Consider the following 20,263-nt stretch of genomic DNA (forward strand, 5'->3'; position numbering starts at 1 on the left):
GCCTATCGGTCCGGTGCCGGGGCCGTTGAGGGCTCGTCGCCGCGGGCCCGGCCGGGAGCTTCGGCGGCCCGGGGCGCTCCCGCGGGCCAGTGTCCCGCGGTGTGTACGCCGACCCCCAGCGTCAGCGCCGCCCGCAGATCGTCGCCGGTGTCCACGTCCTGGCGGACCGAATCGATGCCTGTCAGGTCGATTTCCACCGCTCCGGAGTCCAGATGCCGGGCCCGGGAAGGGCCGCCGAAAGCCGGACGCAATTCCACTCCCGGTGCAGCCGACAGAAATGTTGTCCCGATTCCTGTCGCATCGGTCACAAATGCGCGAGGGAATTCGGCGGAATAACCGAGCACCCGGGCCAATTCTCCGGGGCGCAGTGCGGGCAGATCCGCGTTGAGGGCGGCGACCGCGGCCCGGGGCCGCCCGGCCCGTACGGCCCGCTCGCCATGTGCCAGCGCGGCGTTGAGTCCGCGGTCGGGCTCGTCGGGGACGACGCGGGCCCCGATGGCCGTGAGGGCCGCCCCGGCCTCCGGGTCGTCCGTGACTACCACCACATCCAGCACCGAGGGGCAGGACAGGGCGGCGGCCACGGTGTCCCGGGCGAAGGCGAGAGCGAGCCGGGGGCGCAGCTCGGCACCCGTCGTGGGCGTCAGCCTGCTCTTGGCCCGCGCCAGAGGCTTCAACGGGACGACCAGGGACCAAGGACCGGTCGGGTCGGTGTTCGTGGCGATCTCCCCCTCGATGCGCGTCGCCGCCTATTCTCGCCTGCCGGTGCGAGAACCCGGAGGGTCGGTCCCGAAAGCGGGGCGTACGGTGTTCTCGACAGAGCAGGGGCCTGGGGCGAGACTTGACCGTCGGTAGCCAGGCAGAGTTCAGGTCCTTAGAGGAAGGTGTCCGAGTGTCCCGCCGCAGAATCGGCTTCTGGTACCGCCTGGCGGCGGTCATCGCAAAACCGCCGTTGGTGGTTCTGTTCAAGCGTGACTGGCGGGGGATGGAACACATTCCGGCCGACGGTGGATTTATCACCGCGGTCAATCACAACTCCTATCTGGACCCGCTTTCCTACGGTCACTTCCAGTACAACACCGGACGGGTGCCGCGGCTTCTCGCCAAGGCGGGCCTGTTCAAGACCCCCTTTGTCGGAATGATGCTGCGCGGCACCGGACAGATCCCGGTGTACCGCGAGACGACCAATGCGCTGGACGCCTTCAGGGCGGCCGTCGACGCCATCGAGCGCGGCGAATGCGTGGCCTTCTACCCGGAGGGCACGCTCACCCGTGACCCCGACATGTGGCCGATGGCCGGCAAGACCGGTGCCGCCCGTGTGGCGTTGATGACGAAGGCCCCGGTCATCCCCGTCGCCCAGTGGGGCGCCAACCTCGTGATGCCGCCGTACGCCAAGGAGAACAAGCTCCGGCTGTTCCCCCGCAAGACCCTTCAGGTACAGGCCGGACCGCCCGTGGACCTCACCAGGTTCTACGACAAGGACCCGACGCCCGACGTCCTGCGCGAGGCGACCGAGGCCATCATGGCCGCGGTGACCGCGCAGCTGGAGATCGTGCGGGGCGAACAGGCCCCCGCACAGCCCTACGACCACCGCAAGGCCCGTGCGGAACAGCGACGCAAGGCCGAAGGAAAGGGACCCAAGTGACGCACCCCGCAAAGGCGGCCGTCTTCGGAACCGGCTCATGGGGTACGGCCTTCGGCGTGGTCCTCGCCGACGCCGGCTGCGAGGTCACCCTCTGGGGCCGTCGCGCCGAGGTCGCCGAGGCCGTCAATACGACCCGTACCAACCCGTACTACCTGCCGGGAATTGAGCTCCCCGCATCGGTCCGGGCCACCACCGACGCCGCCGAGGCGCTGCGCGGCGCCGACTTCGCCGTACTCGTGGTGCCTTCGCAGACGCTGCGCGCCAATCTCGCCGAGTGGGCCCCGCACCTCGGTTCCGACACCGTTCTCGTCTCGATGATGAAGGGCGTCGAACTCGGCACCGCGAAGCGGATGAGCGAGGTCATCGAAGACGTCACCAAGGTCTCCGCGGACCGCATCGCCGTCATCACCGGACCCAACCTGGCCAAGGAGATCGCCGAACGCCGCCCCGCGGCGGCCGTCGTCGCCTGCCAGGACGAGTCCGTGGCCCAGCGCCTCCAGGCCGCCTGCCACACCTCGTACTTCCGCCCGTACACCAACACCGACGTGGTCGGCTGCGAGCTCGGTGGCGCGGTCAAGAACGTCATCGGTCTGGCGGTCGGCATCGCCGACGGCATGGGCCTCGGCGACAACGCCAAGGGTTCGCTCATCACCCGGGGCCTCGCCGAGACGACCCGCCTCGGCCTGGCCATGGGCGCCGACCCGCTCACCTTCTCCGGACTCGCGGGCCTGGGCGATCTGGTGGCGACCTGCTCCTCGCCGCTCTCCCGCAACCACACCTTCGGCACCAACCTCGGCCGCGGCATGACGCTCCAGGAGACCATCGCCGTCACCAAGCAGACCGCCGAAGGCGTCAAGTCCTGTGAGTCGGTGCTCGATCTGGCACGCAGGCACGGCGTCGACATGCCCATCACCGAGACGGTCGTCGGCATCGTCCACGAGGGCAAGCCGCCGATGGTCGCGCTGGGCGAGCTGATGTCGCGCAGCGCGAAGCCCGAGCGGCGCTGACGGCGGCCGGGGGCGGCCGGACCGGTGAACGTTCCCGGTCACCGCTCCGGCGGCCCCGGCCGCGCTGACGCGAGTGGTACCAGCAGGTACGCTCAACGCGATATGAGCAGCGAGAACCTCCCCCAGAGCCCGGAGCAGCAGCTCCGCAAGCCGCGCGTGGCCGTCGTGTTCGGCGGCCGCAGCTCCGAACACGGCATCTCGGTCGTCACGGCCGGCGCCGTCCTGAACGCCATCGACCGGACGAAGTACGACGTCCTGCCGATCGGCATCACGACGGACGGCCGCTGGGCGCTCACCGCCGACGAACCCGAACGCATGGCCATCACGGACCGGAAGATGCCGGAAGTGGCCCAGCTGGCCGAGTCCACCGAGGGCGCCGTGGTGCTCTCCGTCGACCCCGGCAGCCGCGAAGTGGTGTACAGCGAGCCCGGCTCGGTCCCCAAGGCGCTCGGCGAGGTCGACGTCGTCTTCCCCGTGCTGCACGGCCCGTACGGCGAGGACGGCACCCTCCAGGGGTTCCTGGAGCTCTCCGGTGTGCCCTACGTCGGCGCCGGGGTGCTCGCCTCGGCGGTCGGCCAGGACAAGGAGTACATGAAGCGGGTCTTCATCTCCTTCGGGCTGCCGGTCGGCCCGTACCTCGTGGTGCGTCCCCGCGAATGGGACAAGGACCCCTCCGGCGCCCGCAGGCGCATCGTGGACTTCGCCGGTGAGCACGGCTGGCCGCTCTTCATCAAGCCCGCCCGCGCCGGCTCGTCCTTCGGCATCACCAAGGTCGACGACCTGTCCGGGCTCGACGAGGCGATCGAGGAGGCCCGCCGCCACGACCCCAAGTTCCTGGTCGAGGCGCTGCTGCGGGGCCGCGAGATCGAGTGCGGGGTGCTGGAGTTCGAGGACGGGCCGCGTGCCAGCGTGCCCGCCGAGATCCCGCCGGTGACCTCGCACGACTTCTACGACTTCGAGGCCAAGTACATCGACTCGGCCGCCGGGATCCTGCCCGCCCCGCTCACCGAGGAGCAGACGGCCGAGGTCCAGCGGCTCGCGGTCGAGGCCTTCGAGGCCACGTCCTGCGAGGGGCTGGTCCGTGCCGACTTCTTCCTCACCGAGGACGGCACCTTCGTGATCAACGAGATCAACACGCTGCCGGGCTTCACCCCGATCTCCATGTACCCGCGGATGTGGCAGGAGAGCGGTGTGAGCTACCAGGAGCTGGTGGACCGGCTGATCCAGGCCGCGTTGAGCCGCCCGACCGGCCTGCGCTGAGCCGGGCCCCGCGCCGCACGGCGTGCGCTCCCGATCGGGGGCGCACGCCCTACAGGCCGGGCACCGTCTTCCGGACGGGCGGGCCGAACGCGGCCAAGGGGGTCGCGTCATGGGCGTACGCCGTCGAGAGGGTCACCTCGACGTATGCCTTGCGGTAGGTCGTCGTGAAACGCGGACCGGCGTCATCGGGCTGTTCCAGCAGCCAGTTGACGCCGTTCGCCTCGGTCCCCTTCGCCATGGGGTCGTCCATCTTCGCGGGCCGGGGGACACCGCAGCGCAGTACGATCTCTCCGTCCCCCCACTCGGCGGTCAGTTCGGACTTCGGCCGGGCGTCGCCGCGGTCGAGACCGGCAACGGTCCTCGGCAGCTCCTCGTGCAGCGCGCGGCAGTAGGCCGCGGCTTCCGGGGACGGTGTGGGAACCGTGATCGACACCGCGGTGTCCGTTGAGGAACAGCCCGCCGCGGCCAGCAGCAGCGCGGCGACGGACGGGCCGAGGAACATGGGGTGGCGGAGCCGGCGCGATGATGTCACCGGCCCAGCGTAGACGGGGACTACAGATGAACGACCGGGCAGGTCAGGGTTCGGGTGATGCCTTCCACTTGCTGGACCTTGGCGACCACCATGCGGCCGAGTTCATCGACCGTGTCGGCCTGCGCGCGCACGATCACGTCGTAGGGGCCGGTGACGTCCTCTGCCTGGATCACTCCCGGAACTCTGGCGATGGTCTCGGCGACGGTCGACGCCTTGCCCACCTCGGTCTGAATAAGGATGTACGCCTGTACCACGGAACCTCCAGGGCGGCCACGAGGATCATGTGGGGGAGAAAGAGACGCCACGGTATCGCGTTGCCGCGTGCCGCGGGGAGACCTGTGGGCCGTTGACGCCCACAGCGTGGCGTACGCAAGACGCAAGTTGACATATCTCTTGACAGTACCGACAGCAGTGACGGCCCGCGACCGCAAGCGCAGCGGTCCGGAAGGGGGACGGGCATGGCGGTGACGAGCGGTGCAGACTGCTCCCTGCGGCGGCGGCCGGTCCAGGGTCCGGACCCCCGGCCGCCGAAGCAGCCCGGACGACCGTCCGGCGCGACAGATGAGAGGTGAGACTCGGTGAAGGGAACCGTGGGCGAGTTGGGGGAGTTCGGGCTCATCAGGGAGCTCACTTCCCGGCTCACCACCACTCCGGCGGTACGGCTCGGCCCCGGCGACGACGCCGCGGTCGTGACCGCTCCCGACCGCAGGGTCGTGGCCAGTACGGACATCCTGTTGGAGGGACGGCACTTCCGCCGCGACTGGTCGACGGCGTACGACGTCGGCCGCAAGGCCGCCGCCCAGAACCTCGCCGACATCGCCGCCATGGGCGCGGTGCCCACCGCGCTGCTGCTCGGCCTGGTCGTCCCCGGCGAACTCCCGGTCACCTGGGCCGGTGAGCTGATGGACGGCATCCGTGACGAGTGCCAGGTCGCGGGCGCGGCCGTGGTCGGCGGGGACGTGGTGCGCGGCGAGACGATCACCGTCTCGATCACCGCGCTGGGCGATCTGCGCAACCACGAGCCGGTCACCCGCTCCGGCGCCCAGCCCGGCGACGTCGTCGCCGTCACCGGCTGGCTCGGCTGGTCCGCCGCCGGGTACGCGGTGCTCTCCCGCGGCTTCCGTTCGCCTCGCGCCTTCGTCGAGGCCCACCGGCGCCCCGAACCGCCGTACCACGCGGGCCCCGCGGCCGCCGGGCTCGGCGCCACCGCGATGACGGACGTGAGCGACGGGCTCGTCGCCGACCTCGGGCACATCGCCGAGGCGAGCAAGGTCCGGATCGATCTGCGCGCCGGACTCATCGACATCCCCTCGCAGATGTCCGACATCGGGCAGGCCGTCGGCGTCGACCCGCTCCAGTGGGTGCTGACCGGGGGCGAGGACCACGCGATCGTCGCCACCTTCCCGCCGGACGTGAAGCTGCCCGCCCGCTGGAAGGTGATCGGCGAGGTCCTCAACCCCTCCGCGCTGCCGCAGGTGACGGTCGACGGGGCGCCGTGGACCAGCAAGGGCGGCTGGGACCACTTCGGGGACATCGAGGACGCCCAGTAGATTTCGGCGTATGCCCATATCTGCTGCTGTACCCGCCCGTGTGCTCACCGTCGCCGGATCCGACTCCGGCGGCGGTGCGGGCATCCAGGCCGATCTGAAGACGATGCTGGCGCACGGCGTGCACGGGATGAGCGTGCTGACCGCCGTCACCGCGCAGAACTCGCTGGGGGTGCAGGGCGCCTGGGAACTGTCCGTCGAGGCCGTGCGCGCCCAGTACCGCAGTGTGGTGGACGACATCGGGGTGCAGGCGGTCAAGACCGGAATGCTGTCGTCGGCCGTCCTGGTGGAGGCCGTGGCCGAGCTCCTCGTCGGCACCGACGCCCCGTCCGTCGTCGACCCGGTCGGCGTCTCCAAGCACGGCGACCCGCTGCTCGCCGCCGAGGCGCTCGATTCCGTACGGACGAAACTGCTGCCGGCCGCCACGGTCGTCACCCCGAACCTGGACGAGGTGGCGCAGCTCACCGGCATCCACGTCGAGGACGAGCCGGGGATGCGGCGGGCCGCCGCCGCGGTACTGGACTTCGGGCCGCGCTGGGTCGTCGTCAAGGGCGGTCACCTGCCGGGCGCCCCCGTCGACCTGCTGACGGACGGCACCGAGGAGCACTGGCTGCGCGCCCCCCGGCACGACAACCGCCATACCCACGGCACCGGCTGCACACTTGCCTCGGCCATTGCCTGCCGACTGGCCCTGGGACAGGACGTACCCACGGCGGTACGGGACGCGAAGGCGTACGTCACCGGAGCGATCGCGGCGGGCTTCCCGCTGGGCGCCGGGATCGGCCCGGTCGACCACGGCTGGCGGACGCGCACCGGGTGAGGGCGCCCCGGCGTACAGCAAAAAGCCGGTCCACCGAGGTGGACCGGCTTTTTGGGCAACCGGAAGGCTGCGCTACGACGGGAACGTCAGCGCGCGACCTTGCCGGCCTTGATGCACGAGGTGCAGACGTTGAGCCGCTTCGGCGTCCGACCGACCACGGCACGCACGCGCTGGATGTTGGGATTCCAGCGACGGGACGTACGGCGGTGCGAGTGCGAAATGTTGTTGCCGAAGCCCGGCCCCTTGCCGCAGACGTCGCAGTTGGCAGCCACGGGTCACTCCAAAGACTTCAGATGCACTTACAGTGAAATCCGGCGCGCCGGAATCATTTGACTGAAGTGGCGGTGCCGGAGGGATGGCCCGACTCTCATCGGGCAACCGAAGCAGCATACAACGGCTGCGTCGGTAGAACGAAACTACCATGGGTTTCACCGACCTTGTCCCGCCGCCCCTGTCCCCGCCGGACCCGGTGCGCGGGGACTACTCTGCGATGCAGCCGGCCGCCCACGGCCGAATCCGAGGAGGACCGACAGGTGCCGCAGACCGCCGACGACATGGACGCCGTCGCGGTGCGTACCTGGTGCTCACTGGCCCTGGAGGCGCTGGGCCGGGAGCGCGAGGCGATCGACGCGATCAACGTGTACCCGGTCGCCGACGGGGACACCGGTACGAACCTCTATCTGACCGTGGAATCGGCGACCCAGGCCGTCGAAGCGGTCTTCGCCGCCCACGAGACCGGTGCGACCGCACCCGTCGCGGCCGACGCGGTACGGGCCATGGCGCACGGCGCCCTGATCGGTGCCCGGGGGAACTCCGGCACGATTCTGGCCCAGCTGCTGCGCGGGATGGCCGGAGTGCTGGCCGTCGGCCATGACGCGGACCATCTGCGCCGGGCGCTCGCCGTCGCCGCCGCAGCGGCCCGGCAGGCCGTCGCCCACCCCGTCGAGGGCACCGTGCTGACGGTGGCCACCGCGGCCGCCGAGGCCGCCGCACGCACCGAGGACGACGCCGGAACCGCGGAGGTCGTACGGGCGGCGTACGAAGGAGCGCGGACGGCCCTGGAAGCCACCCCCGGACAGCTCGCCGTCCTCGGCCGGGCGGGCGTCGTGGACGCCGGCGGACGCGGTCTGGTGACGGTGCTCGGGGCGCTCGTCGAAGCGGTCTGCGGGCGGGCGCCCGAGCGCACCCACGTGGCCGTGCCCGCCCTTCCCGTACCGGACGACTGCGCGGCGGCCGAGACGGAAGGCGGACCGGCCTTCGAGGTCATCTACCTGCTGGAGGCCACGGACGACGCGGTGTACCGGCTGCGGACCCGGCTCGACCGGCTCGGCGACTCGCTCGTGGTGGTGGGCGGCGACGGGCTGTGGAACGTCCATGTGCACGTCGACGACGCGGGCGCCGCCGTGGAGGCCGGGGTCGAGGCGGGGCGGCCGTACCGGATCCGGATCACCCACTTCGGCGCGGACCGGGTGCACCCCCACACCGAGCCCGTGCAGCGCGCGGTCGTCGTGGTGGTCCCCGGCGACGGGCTCCGCGGCCTGTGCAAGGAGGCCGGGGCCACGACGGTCCTGGCCCGCCCCGGGGAGCCGCCCGCCAGCGGGGAACTGGTCGACGCGATCCGCCGGGCGCACGCCCGCGAGGTGGTCCTGCTGCCCAACGACGCGTCGCTGCGCCACACCGCCGCCGCTGCCGCCGAACAGGCCCGCGCGGAGGGCGTCCGGGTCGCCCTGATCCCGACCAGGGCCGCCGTCCAGGGCATCGCCGCCCTCGCCGTCCACGAACCCGACCGCAGCTTCGACGAGGACGTGGTGGCGATGACCGCCGCCGCCGGCGCGACCCGCTACGCGGAACTCGCCGTCGCCGAACGGCAGTCCTGGACCATGGCGGGCATCTGCCAGGCCGGCGACATCCTGGGTCTGATCGACGGCGATGTCGCGGTCATCGGCGAGGACGTGTCGCGGACGGCCCGCGACGTGCTGGACCGGATGCTGGCGGCGGGCGGCGAACTGGTCACCCTGGTCCTGGGCGAGGACGTCCCCGACAGCCTCGCGGACGCGCTGGAGGAGCACGTGCGCGAGGGCTATCTGGCGGTGGACACGGTGGTGTACCGGGGCGGTCACCAGCGCGCTCCGCTGCTCATCGGGGTGGAGTAGCGCCGCTCGCCGGGCCCCGGGCGCCGGACGGGCCCCGGGCGCCGGACGGGCGGCCCAGGTCGGCCTCCAGCCAGGCTGCCATCAGCTCGGCGGTCGTGCGCAGGCCGACGAAACCGGCGCCGGCCTCCGCGAAGCCCGCGACCGCCCGGTCCACGTACCCGAGCGCCTCCTCGTACTCCGGCGCCTCGTCCGGCTCACCCGGGCAGACGTGGGCGATCAGCAGCTCGCCGGTGGGGTGCGGCGACGATTCTGACCAGGGGATTCCAACGGTCCGGGTGGTGCCCGCCGACATCTGTCAGTGGTGTGGTGTGCAATGGATCGCGTGTCTGCGTTCGACGAACCCCTCAAGAAGCTGCTCGGCGGAGCCACCGCGAAGGTGATGGCCGAACACCTCGACCTGCACACGGTCGGTGATCTGCTCCATCACTACCCGCGACGCTACGAGGAGCGCGGCCGGCTCACGGCGCTGACGGACCTCCCGCTGGACGAGCACGTGACGGTGGTCGCCCAGGTCGCCGACGCCCGCGTCCTGATGTTCAACAACGGCCGAGGCAAGCGCCTGGAAGTGACCCTCACCGACGGCAGTGGCCGCCTTCAGCTGGTCTTCTTCGGCCACGGCGTCCACAAGCCGCACAAGGAGTTGCTGCCCGGCCGGCGGGCGATGTTCGCGGGCAAGGTCTCCGTCTTCAACCGGAAGATGCAGCTCGCCCACCCGACGTACCAGCTGCTGGACACCAAAGACACCGACGAGGCCACCGAGGCGGTGGACGCCTTCGCCGGGCGGCTGCTGCCGATCTACCCGGCCTGCAAGCAGCTGGACTCGTGGCGGATCGCCAAGGCCGTCGACGTGGTGCTGCCCAGCGCCCAGGAGGCGGTCGACCCGCTGCCGCCGAGCCTGCGCGAGGGGCGCGGGTTCACCGCGCTCCCCGAAGCGCTGCTGAAGGTCCACCGCCCGCAGACCAAGGCGGACATTGCCCAGGCCAGGGACCGGCTGAAGTGGGACGAGGCCTTCGTCCTCCAGGTCGCGCTGGCCCGCCGCAGATACGCCGACACCCAGCTCCCGTCCGTCGCCCGCAGACCCGTGCCCGGCGGACTGCTCGACGCCTTCGACGCCAGGCTGCCCTTCACCCTCACCGACGGGCAGCAGAAGGTCTCCAAGGAGATCTTCGACGACCTCGCGACCGAACACCCGATGCACCGGCTGCTACAGGGCGAAGTCGGATCGGGGAAGGCGCAGCCACTCGATTCGTTGGTCCTGACCCCTCAGGGCTACAAGCCCATGGGCGACATCCGGCAAGGCGACGAGGTAGTGGTTCCCGAGGGGGAAGTCGCCGTAGTGGACGGGGTCTTCCCTCAGGGAGTGCGAGATGTATGGAGACTTGTTCTGTCCGACGACACGGCTGTCGAATGCGATGACGAGCATCTGTGGATCGTCGGGACCAGCTGCGCCTGGGACCGGGAGCAAGCACCCAAGGTGATGACAACCCGCGAGATCAGGATGGACACGTTCAAGGCCAACGGTTCGTCGAAATGGTATGTGCCATCGGTCACACCAGTGGATCTCAGTTGCGGTTCCGAACCACCCCTCGATCCTTACGTTTTCGGACTGTTGCTGGGAGATGGCTCGTTCCGGCACAACCTTCTTCTGTCCACGGTCGACGACGAGATCCTGGCTGCCGTCCGAACCGCAGTGGCGCCCGACTGTGAACTCGTGCCCGTGCCAGGGTCCCGCTGCGACTACACAATCCGGATGACGAGGCCGAAGTCCGGATCACAAAGGAACCCAGTGATCAGTGCACTGCGTGCGCTGGGGCTGTGGGGGGCCACGTCGCACGACAAGTTCATCCCACCCGTGTTCAAGAACACGTCGATGAAGAACCGGCTCGCTGTGTTGCAGGGGCTCATGGACACGGACGGGACTTTGGATGCTCAAGGGATGAGCATTTCGTTCTGCTCTGCATCCCGCAGATTGGCCGAGGACGTGGCGTGGCTTGTTCGCTCCCTCGGCGGGCGCGCCAGGGTGCTGCCCAAGAAGGCGGCCTTCAATGTGTCGATTTCGCTGCCTGCCGATTACCTGCCATTTCAGCTCACTCGCAAGGTTGCTCGGATCCAACCCAGGCCGAAATACAACACGTTCCGGCGCGGGATCCGTGCGGTCGAGTACGTCGGTCGCAAACCGGTCCAGTGCATCAGTGTCGCCCACCCGAGCCACGCGTACATCACGGATCACTTCACGGTCACGCACAACACCATGGTCGCGCTGCGGGCCATGCTCGGGGTCGTCGACGCGGGCGGGCAGGCCGCCATGCTCGCGCCCACCGAGGTGCTCGCCCAGCAGCACCACCGCTCCATCACCGAGATGATGGGCGATCTGGCCGAGGGCGGAATGCTGGGCGGCTCCGAGCAGGGGACGAAGGTGGTGCTGCTCACCGGCTCGATGGGCGTCGCGGCCCGCCGCCAGGCGCTCCTCGACCTCGTCACCGGCGAGGCCGGGATCGTGATCGGCACCCATGCCCTGATCGAGGACAAGGTGCAGTTCCACGACCTGGGGCTGGTCGTCGTCGACGAACAGCACCGCTTCGGCGTGGAACAGCGCGACGCCCTGCGCTCCAAGGGGAAGCAGCCGCCGCATCTGCTGGTCATGACGGCCACCCCCATTCCCCGTACGGTCGCGATGACCGTCTTCGGTGACCTGGAGACCTCCGTCCTGGACCAGCTCCCGGCCGGCCGCTCGCCGATCGCCAGCCATGTCGTCCCCGCGAAGGACAAGCCGCACTTTCTCAGCCGCGCCTGGGAACGGGTGCGGGAAGAAGTGGAGAACGGACACCAGGCGTACGTGGTCTGCCCCCGCATCGGCGACGACGCCGACGACGAGGCGGCGGGGAAGAAGGCGAAGAAGAAGGCGCCCGAGGACGACGGCGAGAAGCGCCCGCCGCTCGCCGTGCTGGAGATCGCCGAACAGCTCGCCAAGGGCCCCCTGGCCGGTCTGCGCGTCGAGGTGCTGCACGGCAGGATGAATCCGGACGACAAGGACGACGTGATGCGCCGCTTCGGCGCGGGCGAGGTCGACGTCCTGGTCGCCACCACCGTCATCGAGGTCGGTGTCAACGTCCCCAACGCCACCGCCATGGTGATCATGGACGCCGACCGCTTCGGGGTCTCCCAGCTGCACCAGCTGCGCGGCCGGGTCGGCCGGGGCTCCGCCCCCGGACTCTGCCTGCTGGTCAGCGAGGCCCACGAGGCCGGTCCCGCCCGCGCCCGGCTGTCCGCCGTCGCCGCCACCCTCGACGGCTTCGAGCTCTCCCGGATCGACCTCGAACAGCGCCGTGAGGGCGATGTCCTCGGCCAGGCCCAGTCCGGGGTCCGCTCCTCGCTGCGGATGCTCACCGTCATCGACGACGAGGAGGTCATCGCCGCCGCACGGGAGGAGGCCGTCGCGATCGTCGCCGCCGACCCGGAGCTCGAACACCTGCCGGAGCTGCGGATCGCGCTGGACGCGCTGCTCGACAAGGAGCGTGAGCAGTACCTCGACAAGGGCTGACGGGGGACGCCGCGATACACCGGGTGCGCGGGCCCGATCCGCCACCACGCCATATCGTGGGTGGCACGGCGTCGCGGCATCCCGCGGGCCGCCCACGAACCGAGGATCAGACACCCATGACCCGCGTGATCGCCGGCTCGGCCGGCGGACGCCGCCTGGCCGTCCCGCCCGGCACCGGCACCCGCCCCACCTCCGACCGTGCGCGCGAGGGCCTCTTCTCCACCTGGGAAGCCCTCCTCGGCAGTCTGGAGGGCACCCGTATCGCCGATCTGTACGCGGGCTCCGGGGCCGTCGGCCTGGAGGCGCTCTCCCGGGGCGCGGTGCACGCCCTGCTCGTCGAGGCCGACCCCAAGGCCGTCCGTATCGTCCGGGACAACGTCCGCACGCTCGGCCTGCCCGGTGCCGAGGTCCGTACCGGCAAAGCCGAACAGATCGTGACGGGACCGGCACCGGCGGAGCCCTACGACGTGGTGTTCCTGGACCCGCCGTACGCCGTCACCAACGACGATCTTGGCGAGATACTGCTCACACTCCGTGCCCAGGGGTGGCTCACGGTCGATGCTCTCGTCACCGTGGAACGCAGCACCAGAGGCGGAGAATTCGGCTGGCCCGAGGGATTCGAACCATTGCGGGCCCGCCGTTACGGCGAAGGAACGCTTTGGTACGGTCGCGCCGCCTCTACGTGCGAAGTCGCACGATGACCGGACCGGAGAGCGAGGGAACCAAGTTGCGCCGCGCCGTCTGTCCGGGGTCATTCGACCCCATCACCAATGGACACCTCGACATCATTGGCCGTGCCTCGAAGCTGTACGACGTCGTACATGTCGCGGTGATGATCAATCAGTCCAAGAAGGGCCTGTTCACGGTCGACGAGCGGATCGACCTGATCCGCCAGGTCACCGCGGACTTCGGCAACGTCCAGGTCGAGTCCTTCCACGGCCTCCTGGTCGACTTCTGCAAGCAGCGCGACATCCCGGCGATCGTGAAGGGCCTGCGGGCCGTCAGCGACTTCGACTACGAGCTCCAGATGGCCCAGATGAACAACGGCCTCTCCGGCGTCGAGACGCTCTTCGTGCCGACCAATCCCACCTACAGCTTCCTGTCGTCCTCCCTGGTCAAAGAGGTCGCCACCTGGGGCGGCGACGTCTCCCACCTGCTCCCGCCGCTGGTCCACCAGGCCCTCACCGAGCGGCTCGCCCGGGGCTGAGGAGCTGACGGCTCGTCACCAGGTGTCGGACGGGCGCCGACTGGCCTTACAGTCGTCCCGTCCGTCTCCAATCGGCTGTAGAGAGTGGCGAGCACACGGTGGACGTGCAGAAGAAGCTCGACGAGATCGTCGAAGCGGTCGGGAACGCCCGGTCGATGCCCATGTCGGCTTCGTGCGTGGTCAACCGCGCCGAGCTGCTCGCGATGCTCGAAGAGGTGCGCGAGGCCCTGCCCGGCTCGCTCGCCCATGCCCAGGAGCTCATCGGCGGCCAGGAACAGCTGGCCGAGCAGGCCCGCCAGGAGGCCGAGCGGATCATCGGGGCCGCCCGCGCCGAACGCACCTCGCTGATCTCCGACACCGAGGTCGCCAGGCAGTCCCGCAGCGAGGCCGACCGGATCCTCGACGAGGCCCGCCGGGAGGCCGCCGAGGTGCGCGGCGAAGCCGACGAGTACGTCGACAGCAAGCTCGCCAACTTCGAGGTCGTCCTCACCAAGACGATCGGCTCCGTCGACCGGGGCCGCGAGAAGCTCCTCGGTCGCGGCCAGGCCTTCGACGAGCAGGGCTACGAGGACCCGGACTTCGCCGAGGCCCCCGAGCGCAGCACCGACCCGGCCACGCTCCAGCGCCGGGCGGACGAGTACGTCGACACCAAGCTGGGCGCCTTCGAAGCCGTGCTCGCCAAGACCCTGGAGGCGGTCGGCCGCGGCCGGCAGAAGCTGCACGGCCGGGTCGCCACCGACGAGCTCGGCGCGCACGTGGCCGCCCAGGACGCGGCGGGCAACCAGGCGCACATGAGCGACGAGGACCACTGGGCCGGCCTCGCCGGGCTCGCCACCCCGGAGCCGCAGCCGGCGCACCAGCAGGCCCAGCCGCACTTCCCCGCCCAGACGCAGCCCGGCTACGCGGAGACCTACGCCTACCAGGACCAGCCGCAGCAGGACATGTACGGGTACCAGCAGCAGCCGGACCCGTACGCCGCGGCCTATCAGCAGCAGGGCTACGACCAGGCCCAGGTGCCGGTCCAGGGGTACGACGGCTGGCAGCAGCAGCCCGTGCAGCCCCAGCAGGCGCTCCAGCAGCAGGGCGAGAGCGCCCTCGACGAGACCAGTCTGTTCGACACCAGCATGATCGACCTGGACCAGCTCCGCCGGTACGAGCAGGAGCGCTGACCGGACGGAAGCGGGGCCGGGGAGCGGGTCCGGACGGGCCCGACGGCCCGGATTGGGAGCTGGGCGGCGCGTCCAGTATCCTGGCTCTTCGGTCGCGCGTATGTCCGCGATCCCGGCTGCCCGTTTCGACTCCGAATCAGGTCGGCCCTCCCCACGATGTGCGTTGCACATGATTTCGAAAGCAGGAAAAGCCCTGAACGGCCACCTCGACCACCGAAACCCCCTCGTGTTCGATACGCACGAGCTGGGCCGGCGTCCCGGTGCCCTCCAGCGGCTCTCCCGCACGGTGGACGCACCCGGTCTTCCGTCGGTCCTCGGCATCGAAGGGGTCATCGGTGTGCCGGAAGGCGCACCCGTGGAGCTGGACCTCCGCCTCGAATCGGTCATGGAAGGGGTGCTTGTCACAGGCACCGCCCGTGCGTCGGCCGAGGGGGAGTGCGTAAGGTGTCTGGAGCCGCTGCGCCTTGAGGTTGCGGCGGACTTCCAGGAGATGTTCTCGTACCCTGACGCCGATGACCGGGGCCGCAGCAGCAAGGCGGAGCCGGCCGACGACGCCGAGGACGACGAGGACAGGCTCTTCATCGAGGACGGCCTGTTCGACCTCGAACCAGTGCTGCGCGATGCGGTGGTGCTCGCACTGCCGATGCAGCCGGTGTGCCGGGAGTCCTGTGCCGGCCTGTGTTCCGAATGCGGAATCAGGCTGGACGAGAACCCCGGTCACCACCATGATGCCGTCGACATCCGTTGGGCGGCATTGCAGGGACTCGCCGACACCGTTCAGGACGGCGAGAAGGACAACATGGGCGGCGCCGAAGCGGGCGTCGACGAGAAGCAGGAGAAGTAGCCGTGGCTGTTCCGAAGCGGAAGATGTCGCGCAGCAACACGCGCCACCGCCGGTCGCAGTGGAAGGCTGCGGTCCCCACCCTGGTTTCGTGCGAGCGTTGCCAGGAGCCGAAGCTGCAGCACATCGCGTGCCCCAGCTGCGGCACGTACAACAAGCGCCAGGTCCTCGAGGTCTGAGCGGCTGGTGAGAGGCCCGATGTCTGAGTTGTCCAACGCCAAGAAGAAGGCAGACAACGTCAACACAGCCTCGTCCCACACGCTTCTGGAAGGGCGGCTCGGGTATCAACTCGAGACCGCCCTTCTGGTGCGTGCGCTGACCCACCGTTCGTACGCATACGAGAACGGCGGTCTGCCCACCAACGAGCGGCTCGAATTCCTCGGGGATTCGGTGCTCGGCCTGGTGGTCACGGACACGCTGTACCGCACCCACCCCGACCTGCCCGAAGGCCAGCTGGCCAAGTTGCGGGCCGCGGTGGTCAACTCGCGTGCGCTTGCGGAAGTGGGCCGCGGCCTCGAACTCGGCTCCTTCATCCGGCTCGGCCGGGGTGAAGAGGGCACGGGAGGCCGGGACAAGGCGTCCATCCTCGCCGACACCCTTGAAGCGGTGATCGGCGCGGTCTATCTCGACCAGGGCCTCAGCGCGGCCTCGGAGCTGGTCCACCGGCTCTTCGACCCGCTGATCGACAGGTCCTCCAACCTCGGTGCCGGCCTGGACTGGAAGACCAGCCTCCAGGAGCTCACCGCCGGCGAGAGCCTCGGAGTCCCCGAGTACCTCGTCACGGAGACCGGCCCGGACCACGAGAAGACCTTTACTGCTGCTGCTCGCGTCGGTGGTGTCTCGTACGGCACCGGCACCGGCCGTAGCAAGAAGGAAGCGGAGCAGCAGGCGGCGGAGTCCGCCTGGCGCGAGATCAGCGCCGCCGCGGAGGAACGGGCGGCAGCGGCGAAGGCCGCTGCCGAAGGAGGGGCCGCCGACACCCCTGCAGGCCCGTCGCCGTCCTCGGACGCAGCCCCGGCCTGACCCACAGAACCCCCCGGTGCCCCCGCGCACCGGGGGGTTCGTCCTGCCCGGAAACGTACTCTTTTCCCAGACCTTCTCTTCAGGAGCGACACCGTGCCCGAGCTGCCCGAGGTCGAAGTCGTACGACGTGGTCTCGAACGCTGGGTCACCGGCCGGACCGTCGGCGACGTCGAGGTGCTGCACCCGCGTGCGGTCCGCCGCCATCTCGCCGGGGGCGTGGACTTCGCGGCCCGGCTCGGTGGTGCCCGCTTCGGAACGGCGATGCGCCGCGGCAAGTACCTCTGGGTGCCGCTGGACGACGTGTCCAGCTCGCTCCTCGGCCACCTCGGCATGAGCGGCCAGCTGCTCGTACAGCCGCAGGACGCACCGGACGAGAAGCATCTGCGCGTCCGGATCCGGTTCGACGACTCCCTCGGCACCGAGCTCCGCTTCGTCGACCAGCGGACCTTCGGCGGGCTGTCGCTCCACGAGAACACCCCCGACGGGCTGCCCGACACCATCGCGCACATCGCCCGCGACCCCCTGGACCCGGCGTTCGACGAAGCCGCGTTCCACGCGGCCCTGCGACTGCGCCGTACGACCGTCAAGCGGGCCCTGCTCGACCAGTCGCTGATCAGCGGGGTCGGCAACATCTACGCGGACGAGGCGCTCTGGCGCAGCAGACTGCACTACGACCGGCCGACCGCGGCCCTCACTCGCCCCAAGTCGGCCGAACTGCTCGGCCATGTCCGCCAGGTGATGACCGCGGCGCTCGACCAGGGCGGCACCAGCTTCGACAGCCTCTACGTCAACGTGAACGGCGAGTCCGGCTACTTCGACCGCTCGCTCGACGCCTACGGACGCGAGGACGAGCCCTGCCACCGCTGCGGCACGCCGATCCGCCGCCGCCCCTGGATGAACCGCTCCAGCTACTTCTGCCCGCGCTGCCAGCGACCGCCGCGCGCGACCGCCTAAGGCGTGGGGTGCGTCTCGTCGTAGTGCTCACGGGCCCGGAGCACCTCGGGCATCCGGCCCTCGACGAGCCCGATCAGCGCGAGCAGTCGCTCGGCCACCTGCCGGCCCAGCGGCGTCAGCTCGTAGTCGACGCGCGGCGGATTGGTCGGCTGGGCCTCGCGGTGGACCAGACCGTCCCGTTCCAGGGCGTGGAGCGTCTGGGAGAGCATCTTCTCGCTCACCCCGTCGACCCGGCGACGGAGCTCGTTGAAGCGGAAGCCGCCTTCGTACAGCGCTCCCAGCGTGAGACTGCCCCAGCGCCCGGTGACATGCTCCAGCGTGCCGCGTGAGGGGCACTGTCTGGAGAACACATCGAAGGCGAGCGCGTCCAGACGGGTCTTCTCGTCCATACCGAGCAGAGTACGCCCGCACAGCGCTCACCGCAGGAGCGCGCTTTCCCCGGGAGAGCGCTGTCCGGGGTGCGGATCAGAAGCCGAAGTCCTGGGTCCACCAGGGGCCGCCGGAGCCGTAGTGCACACCGACGCCGAGCGTCTTGTAGTCGCAGTTGAGAATGTTCGCCCGGTGGCCGGCGCTGTTCATCCAGGAGTCCATCACGGCCTGCGCGTCGGCCTGGCCGCGGGCTATGTTCTCGGCGGCGAGGCTCTGCACACCGGCCTTCGAGGCGCGGTCCCAGGGGGTCCGGCCGTCGGGGTCGGTGTGGTCGAAGAAGCCGCGGGCGGCCATGTCCTCACTGAAGTCCTGGGCGAGTGAGGCGAGCGAGGCACTGGCGGTCAGCGGGCTGCAGCCGACTTTCGCGCGCTCCTGGTTGACCAGGGCGAGCACCGCGGACCGGGTGGTCGGGGCGGCGGCGCCGCGGGTGGCGGGAGGAGAGGAAGGGGCCTTCGGCGCGGCCGACGACGTCTCGGCGGTGGCGGTGCTCTTCCCGGTCCCGGCCGAAGCCTGCTCCGAAGGTGTCGAGGAGGACGGCTTCGTCCGCTCGGCCGGCCCGGACGTCTTCGAAGGGGACGCGGGGGAACCGGTGGGGGACTCCGCTCTCGTCGGGCCCTCGGCCCGTCCGATGCCGCGGCTGGCCGGGGCGGACGCGGTGCCGCGATCGGCCGGGGCGGTGGTGGAGCCGCCCTGGGTCAGCAGATCCGGGGCGCCCTCGGCGCGCACCTGGTCGGCGGCGCCACCGCCGCCCGTGAGGCTGTCGCCGCCGGGCAGCAGGCCGGAGGCCACCGCCACGGCTCCCACGGCAAGGGCCGCGGAGACGCCGGCCAGTCCCGTACGGACCGGTGCCCCGGACCGCTTCCGGCGGTGCCCGCCCTGGTTCCGGCCCGCGCCCCCCGCCGCGTGGTCCTCAGCGGCCGGAGCTGCGGCGGAGCGTCGGTGGCGTCCCATCTGCTGAGCCCTTCTGGGGGTCCGGACGCCGCTTCGGCGTCAACATGCCTCACCCGTTCGAGTGAGGTCATTGCGTCGGGACTGTACGCCATGGCCCCGCGGCAGGAAGTGCTCCGAGGGCAACCGGCCGGTTAGCGTTCGGGCATGAACGAAGAAGTACGGCTCACCGCATGGGTACGCGGCCGAGTGCAGCAGGTGGGGTTCCGTTGGTTCACCAGGGCAAACGCTCTGGAGATCGGTGGCCTCACCGGCTTCGCCCTCAATCTCGACGACGGCAGGGTGCAGGTCGTCGCCGAGGGGCGGCGGGAGAATTGCCACCGCCTGCTGGACTGGCTGCGCTCGGACGACACACCCGGACGCGTCGACGGAGTCACTGAGATATGGGACACCCCGCGCGGTGGTTACGAGGGCTTCGCGATCCGCTGATCCAGGTCCCGCCCGGGGGTGCGAAACAGGCCGTGTTCGGACCGTGTTCGAAGTGTGGCGAGGTGTTGCCGGGCGGGGTGCTCATCTGTGTACACATGAAATGACCTGCGGAATGACCGGGTGGTTGCCAAGATTCGGTTACCGTGCCAGGCTGCGGCAGTAAGGATGATCTCCACGCCCCGTAGGGCCCCCGCAGGAGAGTCGCGCCGCATGATCGTCGAGCTGCGCGCCCCCGGGCTGCCCGCCTCTACAGGGTGTGATCGTGTTGACCGTCAAACTTTTTGGTGAGACGCTGAAATCCCCGCGCACCTTAGCTGTTTGGCAGAGCTGTTTGGCAGCAGAACAGCAGTGACGACAGAGCACTGCCGAGCACCGCGGGTGCGATTCCCTCACGACCCACACCGCATCGGTCGGTCACTCAGTGTGGAGGACCATCCATCATGGCAAAGGCGCTTCTCGGTTACGTCGGCGGTTCCGACCCGCGACTCCTCGCCGAGATGCGACGGCTCCAGCAGCGCGTCCAGGATCTCGAATCCGAGCTTGTACGGATTCAGGACGAGAACGACGCGCTGAATGCCGCCGCCCAGCACCAAGAGTCGCTGCTCGACAGCATCGACATCGACGTACCTCAGGCGGAGCCGGCGCTGACCTGACCGATGGCCCCAGGGGCCGGTCGGGCTGTACGCGTCAGCCGTCCGAGATCATCACCCGGATCGTCGCCGGATCATTGAAGATCACTGCTCTTGATCTGTCACCTTCGT

Annotated in this window: 23 protein-coding genes; 16 read left to right on the forward strand and 7 right to left on the reverse strand. The window is 70.1% G+C overall.

Annotation, left to right across the window (positions count from 1 at the left end; all coding sequences use genetic code 11):
* Nucleotides 1-2: 2 nt before the first annotated feature.
* Nucleotides 3-734, reverse strand: coding sequence for a 2-phospho-L-lactate guanylyltransferase (gene cofC / locus OG611_RS29750; RefSeq protein ID WP_266431306.1), 732 nt, complete (start codon nucleotides 732-734; stop codon nucleotides 3-5).
* 155 nt (nucleotides 735-889) lie between these two features.
* Here cofC and OG611_RS29755 point away from each other — a divergent pair, with 155 nt between their 5' ends.
* The 3 genes from OG611_RS29755 to OG611_RS29765 all read left to right on the forward strand — a co-directional run bounded on the left by OG611_RS29755 (nucleotide 890) and on the right by OG611_RS29765 (nucleotide 3,909).
* Nucleotides 890-1,642 carry a 1-acyl-sn-glycerol-3-phosphate acyltransferase gene (locus OG611_RS29755; RefSeq protein WP_266427120.1) on the forward strand — a complete coding sequence of 251 codons (753 nt, stop codon included), beginning with the start codon at nucleotides 890-892 and terminating at the stop codon, nucleotides 1,640-1,642.
* Nucleotides 1,639-2,649: an NAD(P)H-dependent glycerol-3-phosphate dehydrogenase gene (locus OG611_RS29760; RefSeq protein WP_266427123.1), complete on the forward strand. Its 1,011-nt coding sequence runs from the start codon at nucleotides 1,639-1,641 to the stop codon at nucleotides 2,647-2,649. Before OG611_RS29755 ends, OG611_RS29760 begins: the two co-directional genes overlap by 4 nt.
* Before the next feature lie 102 nt (nucleotides 2,650-2,751).
* The gene (locus tag OG611_RS29765) at nucleotides 2,752-3,909 is read left to right on the forward strand and encodes a D-alanine--D-alanine ligase family protein (RefSeq protein ID WP_266427126.1); all 1,158 of its coding nucleotides are present in this window, start codon (nucleotides 2,752-2,754) and stop codon (nucleotides 3,907-3,909) included.
* A gap of 49 nt (nucleotides 3,910-3,958) precedes the next feature.
* Here OG611_RS29765 and OG611_RS29770 read toward each other — a convergent pair whose 3' ends face one another.
* Both OG611_RS29770 and OG611_RS29775 read right to left on the reverse strand, forming a co-directional pair.
* The gene (locus tag OG611_RS29770; RefSeq protein WP_266431308.1) at nucleotides 3,959-4,411 is read right to left on the reverse strand and encodes a DUF3515 domain-containing protein; all 453 of its coding nucleotides are present in this window, start codon (nucleotides 4,409-4,411) and stop codon (nucleotides 3,959-3,961) included.
* Between the two features lie 50 nt (nucleotides 4,412-4,461).
* A complete protein-coding gene (locus OG611_RS29775; RefSeq protein WP_072487263.1) occupies nucleotides 4,462-4,695 on the reverse strand; it encodes an Lrp/AsnC family transcriptional regulator in 234 nt (77 codons plus the stop codon).
* 324 nt (nucleotides 4,696-5,019) lie between these two features.
* Between OG611_RS29775 and OG611_RS29780 the strand changes: the two genes are divergently transcribed.
* Together OG611_RS29780 and thiD are read left to right on the forward strand one after the other, a co-directional pair.
* On the forward strand, nucleotides 5,020-5,991 hold the full coding sequence (locus tag OG611_RS29780) for a thiamine-phosphate kinase (protein WP_266427130.1): 972 nt from the start codon (nucleotides 5,020-5,022) through the stop codon (nucleotides 5,989-5,991).
* A 10-nt stretch (nucleotides 5,992-6,001) separates the two neighbouring features.
* On the forward strand, nucleotides 6,002-6,808 hold the full coding sequence (thiD, locus tag OG611_RS29785; protein ID WP_266427133.1) for a bifunctional hydroxymethylpyrimidine kinase/phosphomethylpyrimidine kinase: 807 nt from the start codon (nucleotides 6,002-6,004) through the stop codon (nucleotides 6,806-6,808).
* A gap of 86 nt (nucleotides 6,809-6,894) precedes the next feature.
* Here the strand turns inward: thiD and rpmB are convergent, their stop codons facing one another.
* Complete coding sequence (rpmB, locus tag OG611_RS29790; RefSeq protein WP_030928661.1) at nucleotides 6,895-7,080, reverse strand: 50S ribosomal protein L28; 186 nt, start codon at nucleotides 7,078-7,080, stop codon at nucleotides 6,895-6,897.
* A gap of 261 nt (nucleotides 7,081-7,341) precedes the next feature.
* Between rpmB and OG611_RS29795 the strand changes: the two genes are divergently transcribed.
* Entirely contained in the window at nucleotides 7,342-8,961 is a 1,620-nt protein-coding gene (locus tag OG611_RS29795) for a DAK2 domain-containing protein (RefSeq protein ID WP_266427139.1), read from the forward strand.
* Here OG611_RS29795 and OG611_RS29800 read toward each other — a convergent pair.
* Nucleotides 8,945-9,253, reverse strand: coding sequence for a hypothetical protein (locus tag OG611_RS29800; RefSeq protein WP_266427142.1), 309 nt, complete (start codon nucleotides 9,251-9,253; stop codon nucleotides 8,945-8,947). The two genes, OG611_RS29795 and OG611_RS29800, sit on opposite strands and share 17 nt — an antisense overlap.
* 21 nt (nucleotides 9,254-9,274) lie before the next feature.
* On the opposite strand from OG611_RS29800, the gene OG611_RS29805 reads away from it, so the two are divergent.
* From OG611_RS29805 to mutM, 8 genes are all read left to right on the forward strand, one after another.
* On the forward strand, nucleotides 9,275-12,502 hold the full coding sequence (locus OG611_RS29805; RefSeq protein ID WP_266427145.1) for a helicase-related protein: 3,228 nt from the start codon (nucleotides 9,275-9,277) through the stop codon (nucleotides 12,500-12,502).
* Between the two features lie 116 nt (nucleotides 12,503-12,618).
* Nucleotides 12,619-13,203 (forward strand): 16S rRNA (guanine(966)-N(2))-methyltransferase RsmD, encoded by a 585-nt coding sequence (gene rsmD, locus OG611_RS29810; protein ID WP_266427148.1) that lies wholly within the window; start codon nucleotides 12,619-12,621, stop codon nucleotides 13,201-13,203.
* Nucleotides 13,204-13,229: 26 nt separating this feature from the next.
* Nucleotides 13,230-13,709, forward strand: coding sequence for a pantetheine-phosphate adenylyltransferase (gene coaD / locus OG611_RS29815; RefSeq protein ID WP_266431310.1), 480 nt, complete (start codon nucleotides 13,230-13,232; stop codon nucleotides 13,707-13,709).
* A gap of 98 nt (nucleotides 13,710-13,807) precedes the next feature.
* A complete protein-coding gene (locus tag OG611_RS29820) occupies nucleotides 13,808-14,878 on the forward strand; it encodes a cell division initiation protein (RefSeq protein ID WP_266427151.1) in 1,071 nt (356 codons plus the stop codon).
* 169 nt (nucleotides 14,879-15,047) lie between these two features.
* Nucleotides 15,048-15,722, forward strand: a complete 675-nt coding sequence (locus OG611_RS29825; RefSeq protein ID WP_266427153.1) for a DUF177 domain-containing protein — start codon at nucleotides 15,048-15,050, stop codon at nucleotides 15,720-15,722.
* A 2-nt stretch (nucleotides 15,723-15,724) separates the two neighbouring features.
* Nucleotides 15,725-15,898 (forward strand): 50S ribosomal protein L32, encoded by a 174-nt coding sequence (rpmF, locus tag OG611_RS29830; RefSeq protein WP_003965982.1) that lies wholly within the window; start codon nucleotides 15,725-15,727, stop codon nucleotides 15,896-15,898.
* A gap of 19 nt (nucleotides 15,899-15,917) precedes the next feature.
* The gene (rnc, locus tag OG611_RS29835; RefSeq protein WP_266427156.1) at nucleotides 15,918-16,742 is read left to right on the forward strand and encodes a ribonuclease III; all 825 of its coding nucleotides are present in this window, start codon (nucleotides 15,918-15,920) and stop codon (nucleotides 16,740-16,742) included.
* A 93-nt stretch (nucleotides 16,743-16,835) separates the two neighbouring features.
* Complete coding sequence (mutM, locus tag OG611_RS29840) at nucleotides 16,836-17,696, forward strand: bifunctional DNA-formamidopyrimidine glycosylase/DNA-(apurinic or apyrimidinic site) lyase (RefSeq protein WP_266427159.1); 861 nt, start codon at nucleotides 16,836-16,838, stop codon at nucleotides 17,694-17,696.
* Here the strand turns inward: mutM and OG611_RS29845 are convergent.
* Nucleotides 17,693-18,085 carry a helix-turn-helix domain-containing protein gene (locus tag OG611_RS29845; RefSeq protein ID WP_266427162.1) on the reverse strand — a complete coding sequence of 131 codons (393 nt, stop codon included), beginning with the start codon at nucleotides 18,083-18,085 and terminating at the stop codon, nucleotides 17,693-17,695. The genes mutM and OG611_RS29845 overlap by 4 nt on opposite strands.
* A 76-nt stretch (nucleotides 18,086-18,161) precedes the next feature.
* Entirely contained in the window at nucleotides 18,162-19,076 is a 915-nt protein-coding gene (locus OG611_RS29850) for a CAP domain-containing protein (RefSeq protein WP_266427164.1), read from the reverse strand.
* Nucleotides 19,077-19,220: 144 nt separating this feature from the next.
* Here OG611_RS29850 and OG611_RS29855 point away from each other — a divergent pair, with 144 nt between their 5' ends.
* Both OG611_RS29855 and OG611_RS29860 read left to right on the forward strand, forming a co-directional pair.
* Nucleotides 19,221-19,502 carry an acylphosphatase gene (locus tag OG611_RS29855; RefSeq protein WP_189545860.1) on the forward strand — a complete coding sequence of 94 codons (282 nt, stop codon included), beginning with the start codon at nucleotides 19,221-19,223 and terminating at the stop codon, nucleotides 19,500-19,502.
* Nucleotides 19,503-19,942: 440 nt separating this feature from the next.
* Nucleotides 19,943-20,155, forward strand: a complete 213-nt coding sequence (locus OG611_RS29860; RefSeq protein WP_018551753.1) for a hypothetical protein — start codon at nucleotides 19,943-19,945, stop codon at nucleotides 20,153-20,155.
* Nucleotides 20,156-20,263: the final 108 nt, after the last annotated feature.

Origin of the sequence: Streptomyces sp. NBC_01363, assembly GCF_026340595.1 — a bacterium.
Taxonomy (GTDB): Bacteria; Actinomycetota; Actinomycetes; order Streptomycetales; family Streptomycetaceae; genus Streptomyces.

What these genes read in the sequence shown, in the direction of transcription:
- OG611_RS29765 (WP_266427126.1), top strand. Translation starts at nt 2,752, where the DNA reads ATGAGCAGCGAGAACCTCCCCCAGAGCCCGGAGCAGCAGCTCCGCAAG.
- OG611_RS29770 (WP_266431308.1), bottom strand. Translation starts at nt 4,411, where the DNA reads ATGTTCCTCGGCCCGTCCGTCGCCGCGCTGCTGCTGGCCGCGGCGGGC.
- thiD (WP_266427133.1), top strand. Translation starts at nt 6,002, where the DNA reads ATGCCCATATCTGCTGCTGTACCCGCCCGTGTGCTCACCGTCGCCGGA.
- OG611_RS29800 (WP_266427142.1), bottom strand. Translation starts at nt 9,253, where the DNA reads ATGTCGGCGGGCACCACCCGGACCGTTGGAATCCCCTGGTCAGAATCG.
- OG611_RS29805 (WP_266427145.1), top strand. Translation starts at nt 9,275, where the DNA reads ATGGATCGCGTGTCTGCGTTCGACGAACCCCTCAAGAAGCTGCTCGGC.
- rsmD (WP_266427148.1), top strand. Translation starts at nt 12,619, where the DNA reads ATGACCCGCGTGATCGCCGGCTCGGCCGGCGGACGCCGCCTGGCCGTC.
- OG611_RS29825 (WP_266427153.1), top strand. Translation starts at nt 15,048, where the DNA reads ATGATTTCGAAAGCAGGAAAAGCCCTGAACGGCCACCTCGACCACCGA.
- rnc (WP_266427156.1), top strand. Translation starts at nt 15,918, where the DNA reads ATGTCTGAGTTGTCCAACGCCAAGAAGAAGGCAGACAACGTCAACACA.
- OG611_RS29845 (WP_266427162.1), bottom strand. Translation starts at nt 18,085, where the DNA reads ATGGACGAGAAGACCCGTCTGGACGCGCTCGCCTTCGATGTGTTCTCC.
- OG611_RS29850 (WP_266427164.1), bottom strand. Translation starts at nt 19,076, where the DNA reads ATGGGACGCCACCGACGCTCCGCCGCAGCTCCGGCCGCTGAGGACCAC.
- OG611_RS29855 (WP_189545860.1), top strand. Translation starts at nt 19,221, where the DNA reads ATGAACGAAGAAGTACGGCTCACCGCATGGGTACGCGGCCGAGTGCAG.
- OG611_RS29860 (WP_018551753.1), top strand. Translation starts at nt 19,943, where the DNA reads ATGGCAAAGGCGCTTCTCGGTTACGTCGGCGGTTCCGACCCGCGACTC.